Consider the following 14,358-nt stretch of genomic DNA (forward strand, 5'->3'; position numbering starts at 1 on the left):
TGTGGCACGGCCCACCGACAGCGCACGGCGACCGCCTACACCTCCGTATTCTGGTCGCGGCGGTAACGGTGCCACCAGTGGGTGCGGCGGGGGTGGAGGGCGAGGCCCAGGCGGCGGCCCAGGAGGAGGTAGCCGATGAGGGCGCCGGTGGTGTTGAGGATGACGTCGTCGATGTCGAAGGCGCGGCCTTCGACGATCGCGCCCTGGGCGGCTTCGACGATCACCATCACCAGGGCGGTGATGACGGCGACCCGGATGAAGCCGCGGGCCTTCGGGAAGAGCATCGGGAGCAGGATGCCGAACGGCACCCCGAGGAGGATGTTGCCGCCGATCTGCTTGACCGTGTCGCGCAGGGCCGGCTGGTCGAGGTAGGCGCGGATCGAGGCGCCCGGCCGGAGGTTGGTGTGGATCAGCTTGACGGAGGCCGGGGACGGCACCAGCGTCACCTTGGCGAGGGCCACCGCGAAGGCGACCATGCCGATGATCGCCACGGCCATGACCGCGGCGCGGGCGAGCGTGGAGCCGAAGGAACGGCGCTGGAGGACCGGGCGGCGTGCGTCGGTGTCGGTCGCGAGGGTACGGGTGCGGCTCGGTGCCGTGTCGGCGGCGGCCGTACCGCCCACCGGCCTGCGGCGCAGCCGCGACGTCCTGGGCGCCGGCTCGCGCAGCTCGGGCGGCAGCGGTTTGCGGTCGACCGCCCTGGCGGTACGGAACCTCGGCGCGCGCGCCTTGGGCACGGCCTCCTTCGGCGGAGCCGGCCGCGACTTCGGCTCGCCCCGCTTCGACGTCACGCGGAACAGCGTGTCTCGGACGGCCATGAGCCGCGTCCCCCCTCGGGTAGGCACCCAATGTGCTGACCGTGCGCCTACCCCGAACCCGCCCCCGTACGCGTCCGGCAGGGCCCCGAAGGGCACCGGAATTCAGCCGGAAAACCAGCCGAAGGGCAGCCGGGAAGCCAGCCGGACGGCAGCCGGGAGCCGGCCGTAAGGCGGGCGGGAACGGCCGGGAACCGGCGGGAGCGCGGTGCGGGAGCGGCGGCCGGCGGGCAAAACCGCGAGCCCCGCCGACCCGGCGTCAGATGTCCTCGCCCGCCCCCGTCAGCAGATCGTCCGCGTCCACGATCCGGTACGCGTACCCCTGTTCGGCCAGGAACCGCTGCCGGTGCGCGGCGAAGTCCTGGTCGATGGTGTCGCGGGCGACGACCGAGTAGAAGCGCGCCTCGTGGCCGTCCGCCTTCGGCCGCAGCACCCGGCCGAGCCGCTGGGCCTCCTCCTGCCGGGAGCCGAAGGTGCCGGAGACCTGGATCGCCACCGTCGCCTCGGGCAGGTCGATGGAGAAGTTGGCCACCTTGGAGACGACCAGCACCGAGATCTCGCCCTGCCGGAACGCCTCGAAGAGCTTCTCCCGCTGCGCGTTGGACGTCTCGCCCTTGATCACCGGCACACCCAAGTGCTCGCCCAGCTCGTCCAGTTGGTCGATGTACTGCCCGATGACCAGCGTCTGCTGCCCCGCGTGCTTGGCGACCAGCGCCTCCGTCACCTTCCGCTTGGTCGCGGTGGTGGCGCAGTACCGGTACTTCTCCTCGGCCTCGGCGGTCGCGTACGCGAGCCGCTCGGAGTCGGTGAGGTTGACCCGGACCTCGACGCAGTCGGCGGGCGCGATGTACCCCTGCGCCTCGATCTCCTTCCACGGCGCGTCGAACCGCTTGGGCCCGATGAGCGAGAAGACGTCCGACTCGCGCCCGTCCTCGCGGACCAGCGTGGCGGTCAGCCCGAGCCGCCGCCGCGCCTGGAGGTCGGCGGTGAACTTGAAGACCGGCGCCGGCAGCAGATGCACCTCGTCGTAGACGATCAGACCCCAGTCCCGGGAGTCGAAGAGCTCCAGGTGCGGGTAGACGCCCTTCCGCCGGGTGGTCAGCACCTGGTAGGTGGCGATGGTGACCGGCCGGATCTCCTTGCGGGTGCCGCTGTACTCGCCGATCTCGTCCTCGGTGAGCGAGGTCCGCCGGACCAGCTCGTGCTTCCACTGGCGGGCCGACACGGTGTTGGTCACCAGGATCAGCGTGGTCGCCTTGGCCTCGGCCATCGCGCCCGCGCCCACCAGCGTCTTGCCGGCGCCGCAGGGCAGCACCACCACGCCCGACCCGCCGTGCCAGAAGTTCTCCACGGCCTGCTTCTGGTACGGCCGCAGGCTCCACTGCGACTCGTCGAGCTCGATCGGGTGCGCCTCACCGTCCACGTATCCGGCGAAGTCCTCGGCCGGCCAGCCGAGCTTCAGCAGCGCCTGCTTGATCTGGCCGCGCTCGGAGGGGTGCACCAGCACGGTGTCCTCGTCGATCCGCGCGCCCACCAGCGGCTGGATCCGCTTGGACCGCAGGATCTCCTCCAGTACCGGGCGGTCGGTGCTGGTCAGCACCAGCCCGTGCACGGGGTCCTTGCTCAGCCGCAACCGCCCGTAGCGGTCCATGGTCTCGGCCACGTCCACCAGCAGGGCGTGCGGCACGGGATAGCGGGAGTACTCCATCAGCGCGTCCACCACCTGCTCGGCGTCGTGGCCGGCGGCGCGGGCGTTCCACAGGCCGAGCGGGGTCAGCCGGTAGGTGTGGATGTGCTCGGGAGCGCGTTCCAGCTCGGCGAAGGGGGCGATGGCCCGCCGGCAGGCGTCGGCCTGTTCGTGGTCGACCTCCAGCAGGAGGGTCTTGTCGCTCTGGACGATCAGACAGGACACGCAGGACCTCCGCGGTCGGGAAGCGCGTTGGGTGAACGTTCCGGGGGCCGCGTGGCTCGGGGCCCGCTGGAGCGTTCGGGGGGAACAGAAAATTGTACGTCGGATACCGGTGGGACCAGGGGTTCACTCGTTCGGGCGGCATTCACCGGCGCTGGGGTGGCCATCCGTGCGAACTTGGGGTGTCATCTTTCGTGGCATACAAGGTGATGAGTCGTATTTGATGTTTTCTGCACTTATGGATCACCAGCAGACGCATCCTCCCGCCCCGCCGCGCAAGCGGAGGACGCTCCGTGCCGTCACGGCGTCCACGGCAGTCGTCGGAGTGGCCGTCCTGGCCGCGACCGGCCTGCTGCTCCCCGCTTCCGCGGCCGGCCTCCCGCCCGCGGACGGCGGCGGCCCGACCAGTCCCTTCACCCAGAGCGGCGGCGCCCAGCAAGGCGCCGACGGCGGCTCCGGCACCGGCACCGGCACCGGCACCGGCACCGGCCCATTCCATGGCCAGCGACCCGTCGCCGCCGCCACGACCGACACCACCGGGTCAGCGGCGGCCGCCTCCCAAGGCCAGCAGCCCGCGGCGGCTCAGGGCGAACAGCCCGCGGCGGCTCAGGGTCAGCAGCCGGCGGCCGGCACCTCCACCGGGTCCCCCTGGCAGGGCCACGGCCAGCGACCCGCCGCCGACAGCGCCGCCGGATCATCGGCCGCCGCCGAGGGCCAGCGGCCCTCGGCCGACCCTGCCGCGCAGGCCCAGCAGCCGGCGGCCCAGACCACGACCGGGTCACCTTGGCAGGGCCAATCCCACGGCCAGCGACCCGGCGCCGACAGCGGCACGGGGTCGTCCTGGCAGGGCGGCCACTCCGGCGGTGCAACCGGCGCCGGCCCGGGTACGGGCACGTTCACGAACACAGGTATGAGCACCGCCTCGAACACCGGCACCGGCTCGGACGCGAGCACCAGCTCCGGCTCCAGCACAAGCACCGGCACCGGCACCGGCTGGCAGGGCTCCGCCCACAGCGGTTCCGGACACGGCTGGTCGGGCAACGGCTCCACCACCCATGGCGCCCCGGCCACCGGCTTCAGCACCGGTTCCTGGGACGGCGGCCACTCCTGGCCGCGCCCCGCCACCACGACCGGCGCCGCCCCCAGCAGCTCGGACAGCGGCTCGGACAGCGGCTACGGCGAGAGCGACCCGGCCGACGCCTACGGCACCGACACCTACGGCACCGACGACCCGGGCACCGCCTACGGCGCCCCGGACCCCACCGACGACCCGGGAACCGGTTACGGCCGGCCCACGCCGACCACCCCGGCGTACGGCCACACCGCCCCGGCCACCCCCGCGTACGGGCACACCGCCCCGGCCGGACACAGCGACTCGGACAGCGACTACCTCGCCGGATTCGGCAACGGCACTGGCCACGAGCACCCGCAGCCCACCACCACGAGCAACGGGTACGGCCACGGCGACCCGGGCAGCGGCCACGGCGCCGGCTACGGCCACCCGAAGCCCTGGCCCACGGCGACCAAGCCCCCGAAGCCGACCACGAGCTGCCCGCCGAGCACGCACCAGCCGAAGCCGCCGCACCACTGGCACCCCCCGCACCACCCGAAGCCCACACATACCTGGCACCCCCCGCACCACACGAAGCCGCCCACCCCGCCGACCAAGCCACCGCACACCCCGCCCACGAGGCCCCCGCACACCCCGCCGACCCACATTCCGCCCACTCATTCGCACCCGCACCCGCACCCCACGCACACCGCCCCGCCCACCTACACGTCGCCGACCCACATTCCGCCGACCCACCCGCACCCCGTTCACACCACCCCGGCCGGCCTGCCGCACACCGGCGCCGACGGTGTCCAGTGGATGGCGCTGACCGCGGCCGGTGTCCTCGGAGCCGGCGGCCTGATCGTGGTCTTCACCCGCCGTCGCGGACGCCACAGCTAACCGCGACCGGTTAGGAAGGAAGCAGGCAGCGGACGGACCCCCCGTCCGCGGGCACGAAGGAGGCCGGCCACCCAGGTCACCCTGGGCGGCCGGCCTCTTCGCACGCCCGCCCCCCACACCCGCGCGCCATAAAGAGCCCGGCTCAGCGCCACCGCCGCGGTCGCCACCTGAGCAGCGGATTGATCACGTACCGCATGCCGTCCTCCCCGAAGACGGCGACCTGGACGGCGGCGCCCGCGTAGGTGCGGACCGCGTGCAGCGCGTTGCCGAGGCGGTGGTCGACGTCCGCCGGGTGGGCGCCCAGCGAGGTGCCACCGTGGGTGCTGGGGCGGGAGAAATAGGTCGAAGTCGTAGGAGATGCCATATTTCAACCCTACGATTCCGGCGTCCGGAGTACGTCGGACCGGGGAGGTAGATCTCGGCCGGGCGTGTCCGCCGCCGGGCGGACCTCGGCCCCTGACCCGGCCCAGGGTCGGACCCCGAGTGCCCGCACCCCGCGACCCGCCGCAGACCGGACCCCGCGCCGTAAACCGGACTCCGCGACGCGCCGTAAAACCGTTCGCACCGCTCCGGCCCGAAGCGTATGATCGCCGGTCTTGCCGCCTCCCCTCGGGAGCGCCGCCGCCCGGACGGAAACCGGCCGGCTCCTCGTGACACCGCCTCGTGCGCGTCCCCGGACGTCCCGGTACGTCCGGCACCGCCCGCCCGCCCGCCCAGCCGGACGGCCGGCCGCCGCGAGCCGTCATGAGCCGTACCGAACCGCATGGATCCGCGTGATCCCTACGGATCCATCTCCGAGCCGGAGGCAAAGCCGTGCCCTCGCCCGCCCAGACCCCACCCCAGCCCCAACCCCAATCCCAGCCCCAGGAACCACCCCGGGACCCGTCGGATCCGCTGCGCCGCGAGCGCGACCACCTCGCCTCCTCCCGGGACGCCCTGCGGGCCATGCGCCACGACGTCGAGGCGCTCGACATCACCGACGTCACCGGGAACTGGGTCAACGCCAAGATCCTGGCCGGCGAGATCGAGGTGCGGATCAAGGCGCTGGCCGATCTCGCCGGCACCCCGCTCTTCTTCGGCCGCCTCGACTACCGCCGCGCCCCGGGCAGCGAACCGGCCGAGGACGCCGAGGGCGAGAGCTTCTACATCGGGCGGCGGCACGTGCACGACGCCAAGGGCGACCCGATGGTCGTCGACTGGCGTGCCCCCGTGTCGCAGCCCTTCTACCGCGCGTCCCGCGCCGAGCCGATGGATGTGGCGCTGCGCCGCCGATTCGGCTACACCGGCGGCGAGTTGACCGCGTACGAGGACGAACACCTCTCCGACCCGGCCGAGTCGGAGACGTCGAGCAAGCTGCTCCAGAGCGAGATCGAGCGCCCGCGTGTCGGCCCGATGCGGGACATCGTCGCCACCATCCAGCCGGAGCAGGACGAGATCGTCCGGGCCGGGCTCGCGGGTTCGGTCTGTGTGCAGGGCGGTCCCGGTACCGGCAAGACGGCGGTCGGCCTGCACCGGGTGGCGTATCTGCTGTACGCGCACCGGGAGCGGCTGGCCCGTACCGGCACGCTGGTGATCGGGCCGAACAAGTCCTTCCTCCAGTACATCGAGCAGGTGCTGCCTGCGCTGGGCGAACTCCAGGTCAAGCAGGCGACGGTGGACGATCTGGTGGCCCATGTCGAGGTGCGGGGCGCGGATACGGCGGAGGCCGCCCGGATCAAGGGCGACGCCCGGATGGCGAAGGTCCTGCGGCGGGCGGTCCGTTCGGCGATCGCCATGCCGAAGGAGCCGGTGATGGTGGTCAGGGGATCCCGGCGCTGGCGGGTGCCGGCCTATGAACTGGAAGAGATCGTGCGGGAGTTGGCGGACCGTGACATCCGTTACGGGGCCGCCCGCGACGCCTTGCCGCAGCGGATCGCGCACGCCGTGCTCGTCCAGATGGAGCGGGCCGGGGAGGCGCCGGACGACCGGGTGCAGGACGCGGTGGCCCGCAACCCGGCGGTGAAGGCCGTGGTGAAGGCGTGCTGGCCGCCGGTGGATCCGGCGAAGACGGTGCTGCGGCTGCTCACCGAGCCGGAGTTCCTGGCCTCGTGCGCCGACGGGTTGCTGAGTCCGGCGGAGCAGGCGGTGATCGGCTGGCAGAAGCCGGCCCGCGGCCTGAAGTCGGCGCGCTGGTCGGCGGCGGACGCGGTGCTGGTGGACGAGGCGAACGACCTGGTCCAGCGCACGTCTTCGCTCGGCCATGTGGTGCTGGACGAGGCGCAGGACCTCTCCCCGATGCAGTACCGGGCGGTGGGGCGCCGCTGCTCCACCGGGTCCGCGACGGTGCTCGGCGACCTCGCCCAGGGCACCACCCCGTGGGCCACCTCGTCGTGGGCCGAGGCGCTGGCCCATCTGGGCAAACCGGAGGCCCACGTCGAGGAGTTGACGCGCGGCTTCCGTGTCCCCCGGGAGGTGATCGCGTACGCGTCGCGGCTGCTGCCCGCCATCGCCCCAGGACTGGCTCCCGCGACCTCGGTCCGTGAGTCGGCGGGCGCGCTCGCCATCCGCCAGGTGCCGCGCGCCGGGCTGGACTCGGCGGTGGTGGACGCGTGCCGCGCGTCCCTCGGTTTCGAGGGCTCGATCGGCCTCATCGCGGCGGACCCCCGGATCCCGGAGCTGGCCGCCGCCCTCGCCGCCGCCGGCCTCGCCCACCTCTCCCCCGGCGAGGAGACCTCGGCGTCCGCCCGCCTCACCCTGGTGCCGGCCTCGCTGGCGAAGGGCCTGGAATACGACTACGTGGTGCTGGACGATCCCGCGGCGCTCGTGGCCGCGGAGCCGGATGCCCGTACGGGGCTGCGCCGGCTGTACGTGGCGCTGACCCGTGCGGTGTCGGGGCTGACGGTGGTGCACGCGGAGCCGCTGCCGGAGGCGCTGCGGTGAGGGCCAGGACGGGTCACGCCCTGGGCCCGGGGGTCCGGGGCGCCGGAGGCCCGGGGTCCGGGATGCCAAGGTGCTCAGGTCCGGGCTGACCACGTCCGGGGTGCCCAGGCCTGGGGCGCCGAGGACCTCCCAGGTCCAAAGATCCCGCGACCTATAACTCCGGACAGCAAGCCCCCTCGGCCGGATAGTCGCCCTCCTCGAGCCGGAAGAGATAGCGGCGCAGGTCGGCCGCGAGCCCGCAGCGCAGATACGCGCCGTACTCGCGCAGGCCCGCCGCCGCCTCCCGCTCGTCGGCGCGGGCACTGTCGGCCCAGTGGGCGGCGAGCGCGTCGACGTACGCCCGCACCCGGCCCCGGTCCTTCCACCACTCACGCACGGCCGACGGCGTCCAGTGCTCGTCGCCGTCGTAGGCGTAGCCGCTGTAGGGGTCGCTCCAGGCGGCCTCGACAACGGCCAGCACCTCGGTGGGAGTTCGCGGCTGCCGGTAGACGTACTCGTTGTGGAAGCCGGTGTAGCCCTGGTACTCGCCGTAGCAGACGTTGGCCGGCGCGCATATCCGTCCTGTCCAGCAGGAGTCGTTCATCCCGACGTAGAACGGCCCGGGGACGTTCAGCCAGTGCCGTTCCGGCCAGCAGGTGCGGCGGGGGAAGGACCGGTCGGGCTCGTCGGGCGGCAGCGCGTCCAGCGGGTCCCAGCTCAACCCACCGCCACCGGTGTGTCCAGGGCCTGCCGCCAGGCGCGGACCGCGGTGACGTCGACGGAGCCGGCCCAGCCGTCGCGCCGTACCGCCCCGCCGACATGGAAGGCGTCCAGGCCGGCCGCGCGCAGTCCCGGCACGTGGTCGAGGAGCAGCCCGCCGCCGACCAGCAGCCTGGGCTCGTAGCCGGGTTCGCCGACCCGCGCGGCTTCCGCGCTGAGCACGGCGAGGCCGTCGGCGACGCCGTGCGCGGATCCGGCGGTCAGATAGGTGTCGAGGCCGGGCAGCCCGGCGAGTTGCAAACGCAGCGCGTCCCGGTCGGCGGCCCGGTCGAAGGCGCGGTGGAAGGTCCACTGGCAGCCGTCGAGCACGTCCACCAGGGCGTGCACGGCGTCCAGGTCGGCCCAGCCCCTGGCGTCGAGAAACCCGAGCACGAACTCCTCGGCGCCCTCGGCCCGCAGCCCCTGCGCCGCCTCGCACAGCGCGTCCAGCTCCTGCGCGTCCCTGACGCTGAACCCGTCGGACAGCCGCAGCATCACGCGCAGCGGGATGTCCACGGCGGCCCGGATCGCGCCGAACGTGGCCCGGCTCGGCGTCAGCCCGTCCGCCGCCATGTCGGTGACCAGTTCAAGGCGGTCCGCCCCGCCGTCCTGGGCCGCTACGGCATCGTCTGCGCCGAGCGCGATCACCTCGAAGATTGGTCTAGACATATGAGGATGGTGCCACACCCGTCACTCCCGCGCGAGAGGCGCCCCCAGCCTTCATCCGATCCCCCGAGAACGATTCCGCCACCGCGTTCCATGCCCCCGACATGAAACACCGTCAGGTAACAACCCCCGCCGGGCCGACCGCAAAGGTGACACCGCACCAGCAACCCCCGCCCGCCGACGCCCCGCCCCGCGTCGACCCGGCGGACCAGCCGCCCGCCCCCGCCAGACGCTCACGTCGCGGAAACCCGCGCGCCAAGAGGGCTATGGATATCCGTGCCGCGATCGGACCCCGCGCGGGCCGGTGATGGCGCCGCCCTCAACACCGCCCCGACCCCCCACCGGACGAACGAGGGCTTCGCAGCCGGGCGGCGGTCGGGGGTACTCCGTATGGGTGCAGCCGCACACTGCGGGGCGCACGTTGAGTAGCGTGTCGATCACACACCGTGCATGCTTCGGCGCCGCGTGGGGCGGGCGCTGTCGATGGGAGGGGTTGGTGGACGTGGCCGGGCGGACGAGCCTTGAGAGGGCGGGTGGGCCGAGTCGGACGGATGTGGAGCGGAGTTGGGCCGCGCTGGGGAGGGAACTGTTCGAGTCGGCGGCGCTGGCGCCGGATTGGGCGCCGGCGTTCGCGGACGTGCCCCGCTGCGCTTTTCTGCCCGAGCTGATGTGGCCCTACGACCCGGACGCCGGGGACAACGTCGCCGTCGCCAAGTCCGCCGACCCGTGGGCCTGGCAAGCGTACGCCCACGCCGACGTGCCGATCGTCACCCAGTGGGACGACGGCCGGCACACCGGCACCTCACCCGGCCGGGTGGCGAGCTCCTCCGCCTCGATGCCGTCCGTCGTCGCCTCGATGCTGGCTCGGCTCGACGTACGGCCGGGCCTGCGGATCCTGGAGATCGGCACCGGTACGGGCTGGAACGCCGGCCTGCTCGCCCACCGCCTCGGCGACGCGGCCGTCACGTCCGTCGAGGTGGACCCGGCCGTCGCCGCCACCGCCCGCGCCGCGTTGGCCCGGGCCGGCCTCAACCCCACCGTGATCACCGGCGACGGCTCGCTCGGCCACCCCCCGGGCGCGCCCTATGACCGGATCATCGCCACCTGCGGCCTGCGCGAGATCCCGGCCGCCTGGATCGAGCAGATCGCCCCCGGCGGCTTCATCCTCGCGCCCTGGGGCACGCACTACGCCAACGGTGACGCCATCGTCCGCCTCGCGGTCGACGGGGCGGAGGCCTGCGGCCGCTTCGGGGGGCTGGTGGAGTTCATGAAGTTACGCGCCCAGCGCCGCGCCACGATCCGCCACCGCGACTACGTGCCGCCCGAGGGCACCGACACCGCCGACCGCAGCGTCAGCACCCTGACCGAGACCCGCTTCCACTCCGGCCCGCAGGCCCCCGACCCCTTCGTCCTCGGCCTGCTCGTGCGGGACTGCGTGCAGGCGGTGGCGGAAAAACGGGGCCGGACCCGCCCGATCTGGTTCTACAGCCGCACCGACCGCTCCTGGGCGGTGATCGTCTTCCGCGACGGCCACCGCGAGTCCGTGGTCCACCAGTCCGGCCCGCGCCGCCTCTGGGACGAGGTCGAGAGCGCCGTCCGCTGGTGGGAAAGCCACGGCCGCCCCACCCCCACCCGCTTCGGCCTCACCGTCACCCCCCCAACCCACCACATCTGGCTCAACACCCCCCACCCCTCCTAACCCAGCCCGAAAGGGCCGCGAGGCCCCATGCGCCGGCGAACCCAAGCCCGAAAGGGCCGCGGGGACCCGTGCGTCGGCGAACCCAAGCCCCCAAAGGTGGCGCTGGGGGTCCCCCCAGGCGAAGCTCTGGTGGGGGTCCCCCCAGGCGAAGCTCTGGTGGGGGTCCCCCCAGGCGAAGCTCTGGTGGGGGTCCCCCCAGGCGAAGCTCTGGTGGGGGTCCCCCCAGGCGAAGCTCTGGTGGGGGTCCCCCCAGGCGAAGCTCTGGGGGCGGAACTGCGCGCCCAGCCCCAACGCACCCGCACCGAAAAAACAACCGGCACCCCGAGAAACCCGCAGAGCCGCACGGCCGCAGCGCCGCAGGCCAAAGCCGCCGCAAGGCCAAGCCCACCGCAGGGGCGCCCCACACCGCTACCGGCCGCCCGCAGGGCGCCGCCCCGCCCGCCCCACCCGTACCGCACAATATCCCGCATGCCCACCACGCCCGCTGCCGCGCACCCCCGCTACGCCGCCCTCCTCGCCGAGTGGTGCGACCTGCTGCGCCGCTGCCAGAAGGACCCGGAGCACGCGCCCGACCCCGCCCTGTACGGCACGGACCTGCTGGAACGGTGGGCCGAACCGCAGCGGCACTATCACACCCTCGACCACCTGGTCGCCGTACTGGCCCGCGCCACCGAGCTGACCGCCCACGCGGACGACCCCGACACCGTCGCGCTGGCCGCCTGGTTCCACGACGCCGTCTACCGTCCCGACCGCACCGAGAACGAGGAGCGCAGCGCCAACCTCGCCGAACGCGCCCTGAGAGAAGCCGGCCTGGACCAGGACCGTACGGCGGAAGTCGCCCGCCTGGTCCGGCTCACCATCACCCACGACCCGGCCCCCGGCGACCGCAACGGCGAGGCGCTGTGCGACGCCGACCTCGCCGTCCTGGCGGGCGACCCCGCCGCCTACGCGGCCTACGCCGCCGCTGTCCGCGAGGAGTACGGCTTCGTCCCGGACGACGCCTTCCGCACCGGCCGCGCCGAGATCCTCACCCAACTCCTCGCTCTGCCAACACTGTTCCGCACCGAGTACGGCCGTACGCACTGGGAGCCCATCGCCCGCCGCAACCTCGCGACCGAACTGGAGCTGCTCGGCTGAGCCGCCGGGGCCGGGCGGGAGGCGGCTGACCCACGGGCCGCCGGCCCCCAACCAGTCGGCCCCCGACCCCGGCCGACCCGCTACCCGCCGTCCCCCCGCCGGTACGCCCCGTACCACCAGATCTTCCCCAACTCCCGGGCGAACGCGGCGTCCCCGCTCCCGTCGTCCACCCCGATGTGGTGCGCGATCGCCTGCGCCCCGCCCCACACGATGATCCGGCCGGCGGCCACCGCGTCGAGATCGGCGACCGTGTCACCGGACCTCTGCTGGTCGACGAGCGTCTGGTAGACGGCCTTCTCGAACTCCTCCAGGTCGGCCGTGTAGAAGTCCTGAACCGCCGCGTCGTAGGCCGCCAGCTCCCTGACGGCGGACAGCACCGCGTAATTCTCCCGGTGGATCGCGATGACCTGCGAGAAGAACCGCGCGTACCGCTCGGCGCCGTCCTCCCCCGCGGCCGGGTCCCACGCCTGGGCCAGCCCGAGCAGCCGCGCCCGCAGCCCGTCGGTGAGCCGGATCAGAAGCTGCGACTTGTCCCGGAAACGCGCGTAGAAGGTGGCGCGGGACACGCCCGCCTCTTCGAGGATCTGCTGCACGCTGATCTCGGTGAAGACGCGCCCGCCCTTGAGCAGCCGCTCCAGCGCGGCCACCAACTGCTCCTCCGCCGGGGAGCGCCTGTTCGCGTCCCGGCGCTGTCGGGTGACGGAGCCCATGTTTCCCACCTCGAAGAAGGAGCGTTTCGCCGCTCAGCCCTCGATCGTACGCGTCCCGATCTCCATCAGCGTCTCGGCGAACTCCTTCGGGTGGGAGTAGAAGGGCGCGTGGTGCCCGGGAACGCGGTAAACGGTGTCGGCGCGCGCCGCCATCCGCTCCGCGACGGTGCCGGTGATGGAGACGTCCGCCTCGGGGATGACGTAGCTGTTGGGGACGTTCCGCCAGCCGGCCCGCGTCACCGTCTCGTAGTCCGCGCGTACCGTCTGCGGCAGGAGGCGGGCGGACGCCGCCGCGGTCTCCGGGTTCGCCGGGTCGCCGTCGTAGAAGGCGGCCGGCAGGTTGAGGTCCGGGTTCTCCGGCGGCCGCAGCCCGGCCAGGGACTCCGGCACCGGCACACCGTGCGTCTGGAACATCCCCTCGCCCACGTCCAGCATGTACGCGGCCACGTAGACGGCGTGCACCACGTTGGGCAGGTCGGGCAGCGCCTCGGTGACCGGCACCCCGGCGTACGAGTGCGCCACGACGATGACCGGCCCGTCGATCGCCCCGGCGGCGGCGCGGACGGCCTCGGCGTCGTCGTACACCCCGGGCAGCGGTTCCCCCGCCGCCTCCTCCGCTACGGCGCTGCGCAGGCTCATGGCGTGGCTCGCCCAGCCATGGTCGGCCAGCACGGCCTGGAGCCGCTCGTAGACCCAGGGGCCGTGGTGACCCCCCGGCACGAGCAGGAATACGGGGCGGGTGGTGTCTACGTCCGACATGGCGATCTCCTGATCCAGCCGCGTGCCCGCACGCGACCTGGCTGACCTGGGCAGATTCCTTCTACTCCATCAACCATACACACTGTCTGGACACAACGTCCACCATCGGCGGCTACCCACGGTCATCACCTACACCGTCGACACCTACGGCGCGGACCTGACCAAGGTGACCGACCACAATGGCGACTCGATCACCGTCGCCACGCACACCGGCGGCGGCCGGTGCTGAGTCGGGGGAGATGCGGCCAACTGTCCGGTACCACAGCCGGAGTCGTGGCTGGTGCCGTATGTGAAGCGGCAACGGGACGCGAAAGCACCCGTTTGTCCACCCTTGCCGTAAGAGCAGCCGGCTGTGGCCAACGCCCGGGACGACCCGGCGTGTCCTGGACGGGGTGTGACGGGGCAGCGCTCTTTGACAGCGCGCGGTTCGCCGGGCGCTGCGGTGCGGTGCGGGGTGGGATTACTGGCGGGTGAGTCCTGCGGGGTCGATCTGGAAGGGGAACGGCTCGCTGACGCCGGTGACGAAGCCGGCCAGCGCGGTGGTGCGCTCGATGTACCGACTGCCCTGCAGTTCGGAGATCACCAGCATCGGTCCGGGGTCGCTCTCCAGCCGCCAGTAGGCGGGAATGCCGGCCTCGGCGTACAGCAGGGGCTTGAAGCGACGGTCCATGGTGGCGTTGCCCGGGGAGACCGACTCGACCACGAGCAGCACCGCCTCGGCGTCGATGCTGACGCCGTCCTCGGCGGTCGCGCCCGCGTCGGCGACCACGATGTCCGGGACGACCAGGCCGGACGGCAGAGTGACGTTGATGGCCTCCAGAACCTCGACCGGGGCGCCGGCCGCGCGGGCCGCAGCGTCCAAGGCGACATGGAGGCGAAATGCGGCGCGCTGGTGGCGCAGGCCGGGGGCGGAGGACATGACCAGAGACTCGCCGAGCAGCTCGTACCGGTACCTGCGGTCCTCGTCCAGGGCGAGAACGTCCGCGACGGTCCAGGGCCCGCTGTGCTGCTCGATGCTGGCAACGCTCACGCCTTCCGCCCCCCTTCTCCTTGCT

At 73.1% G+C, this 14,358-nt stretch carries 12 protein-coding genes; 4 read left to right on the forward strand and 8 right to left on the reverse strand.

Annotation, left to right across the window (positions count from 1 at the left end; genetic code table 11):
- Window positions 1-35: 35 nt before the first annotated feature.
- Entirely contained in the window at window positions 36-791 is a 756-nt protein-coding gene (locus OG519_RS13025; protein WP_405582777.1) for a VanZ family protein, read from the reverse strand.
- A gap of 283 nt (window positions 792-1,074) precedes the next feature.
- A complete protein-coding gene (locus OG519_RS13030) occupies window positions 1,075-2,727 on the reverse strand; it encodes a DNA repair helicase XPB (RefSeq protein ID WP_405582779.1) in 1,653 nt (550 codons plus the stop codon).
- A gap of 220 nt (window positions 2,728-2,947) precedes the next feature.
- Between OG519_RS13030 and OG519_RS13035 the strand changes: the two genes are divergently transcribed.
- Window positions 2,948-4,675: an LPXTG cell wall anchor domain-containing protein gene (locus OG519_RS13035; protein ID WP_405582781.1), complete on the forward strand. Its 1,728-nt coding sequence runs from the start codon at window positions 2,948-2,950 to the stop codon at window positions 4,673-4,675.
- Window positions 4,676-4,817: 142 nt separating this feature from the next.
- On the opposite strand, the gene OG519_RS13040 is transcribed toward OG519_RS13035, so the two are convergent.
- Window positions 4,818-5,039: a hypothetical protein gene (locus tag OG519_RS13040; protein ID WP_405582783.1), complete on the reverse strand. Its 222-nt coding sequence runs from the start codon at window positions 5,037-5,039 to the stop codon at window positions 4,818-4,820.
- Window positions 5,040-5,488: 449 nt separating this feature from the next.
- On the opposite strand from OG519_RS13040, the gene OG519_RS13045 reads away from it, so the two are divergent.
- Window positions 5,489-7,594: a HelD family protein gene (locus OG519_RS13045; RefSeq protein WP_405582785.1), complete on the forward strand. Its 2,106-nt coding sequence runs from the start codon at window positions 5,489-5,491 to the stop codon at window positions 7,592-7,594.
- 151 nt (window positions 7,595-7,745) lie between these two features.
- On the opposite strand, the gene OG519_RS13050 is transcribed toward OG519_RS13045, so the two are convergent.
- Window positions 7,746-8,294 carry a hypothetical protein gene (locus OG519_RS13050; RefSeq protein ID WP_405582787.1) on the reverse strand — a complete coding sequence of 183 codons (549 nt, stop codon included), beginning with the start codon at window positions 8,292-8,294 and terminating at the stop codon, window positions 7,746-7,748.
- Complete coding sequence (locus OG519_RS13055) at window positions 8,291-9,001, reverse strand: copper homeostasis protein CutC (RefSeq protein WP_405582789.1); 711 nt, start codon at window positions 8,999-9,001, stop codon at window positions 8,291-8,293. Before OG519_RS13055 ends, OG519_RS13050 begins: the two co-directional genes overlap by 4 nt.
- Before the next feature lie 550 nt (window positions 9,002-9,551).
- Between OG519_RS13055 and OG519_RS13060 the strand changes: the two genes are divergently transcribed.
- Together OG519_RS13060 and OG519_RS13065 are read left to right on the forward strand one after the other, a co-directional pair.
- A complete protein-coding gene (locus tag OG519_RS13060; RefSeq protein WP_405582791.1) occupies window positions 9,552-10,697 on the forward strand; it encodes a methyltransferase domain-containing protein in 1,146 nt (381 codons plus the stop codon).
- A gap of 468 nt (window positions 10,698-11,165) precedes the next feature.
- Window positions 11,166-11,834 carry a hypothetical protein gene (locus OG519_RS13065; protein WP_405582793.1) on the forward strand — a complete coding sequence of 223 codons (669 nt, stop codon included), beginning with the start codon at window positions 11,166-11,168 and terminating at the stop codon, window positions 11,832-11,834.
- An 80-nt stretch (window positions 11,835-11,914) separates the two neighbouring features.
- Here the strand turns inward: OG519_RS13065 and OG519_RS13070 are convergent, their stop codons facing one another.
- The 3 genes from OG519_RS13070 to OG519_RS13080 form a co-directional block, all read right to left on the reverse strand.
- Window positions 11,915-12,544, reverse strand: coding sequence for a TetR/AcrR family transcriptional regulator (locus OG519_RS13070; RefSeq protein WP_405582795.1), 630 nt, complete (start codon window positions 12,542-12,544; stop codon window positions 11,915-11,917).
- 33 nt (window positions 12,545-12,577) lie between these two features.
- Window positions 12,578-13,303 carry an alpha/beta hydrolase gene (locus OG519_RS13075; RefSeq protein ID WP_405582797.1) on the reverse strand — a complete coding sequence of 242 codons (726 nt, stop codon included), beginning with the start codon at window positions 13,301-13,303 and terminating at the stop codon, window positions 12,578-12,580.
- 460 nt (window positions 13,304-13,763) lie between these two features.
- Complete coding sequence (locus OG519_RS13080) at window positions 13,764-14,333, reverse strand: Uma2 family endonuclease (protein ID WP_405582799.1); 570 nt, start codon at window positions 14,331-14,333, stop codon at window positions 13,764-13,766.
- Between the last annotated feature and the right edge of the window lie 25 nt (window positions 14,334-14,358).

Origin of the sequence: Streptomyces sp. NBC_01190 (assembly GCF_045039895.1) — a bacterium.
In the GTDB taxonomy this organism is placed as follows: domain Bacteria; phylum Actinomycetota; class Actinomycetes; order Streptomycetales; family Streptomycetaceae; genus Actinacidiphila.

Bases quoted from the DNA above. Each gene is read 5' to 3' on its own strand.
- OG519_RS13035 (WP_405582781.1), top strand. From the start codon at position 2,948: ATGTTTTCTGCACTTATGGATCACCAGCAGACGCATCCTCCCGCCCCG.
- OG519_RS13040 (WP_405582783.1), bottom strand. From the start codon at position 5,039: ATGGCATCTCCTACGACTTCGACCTATTTCTCCCGCCCCAGCACCCAC.
- OG519_RS13055 (WP_405582789.1), bottom strand. From the start codon at position 9,001: ATGTCTAGACCAATCTTCGAGGTGATCGCGCTCGGCGCAGACGATGCC.
- OG519_RS13065 (WP_405582793.1), top strand. From the start codon at position 11,166: ATGCCCACCACGCCCGCTGCCGCGCACCCCCGCTACGCCGCCCTCCTC.
- OG519_RS13070 (WP_405582795.1), bottom strand. From the start codon at position 12,544: ATGGGCTCCGTCACCCGACAGCGCCGGGACGCGAACAGGCGCTCCCCG.
- OG519_RS13075 (WP_405582797.1), bottom strand. From the start codon at position 13,303: ATGTCGGACGTAGACACCACCCGCCCCGTATTCCTGCTCGTGCCGGGG.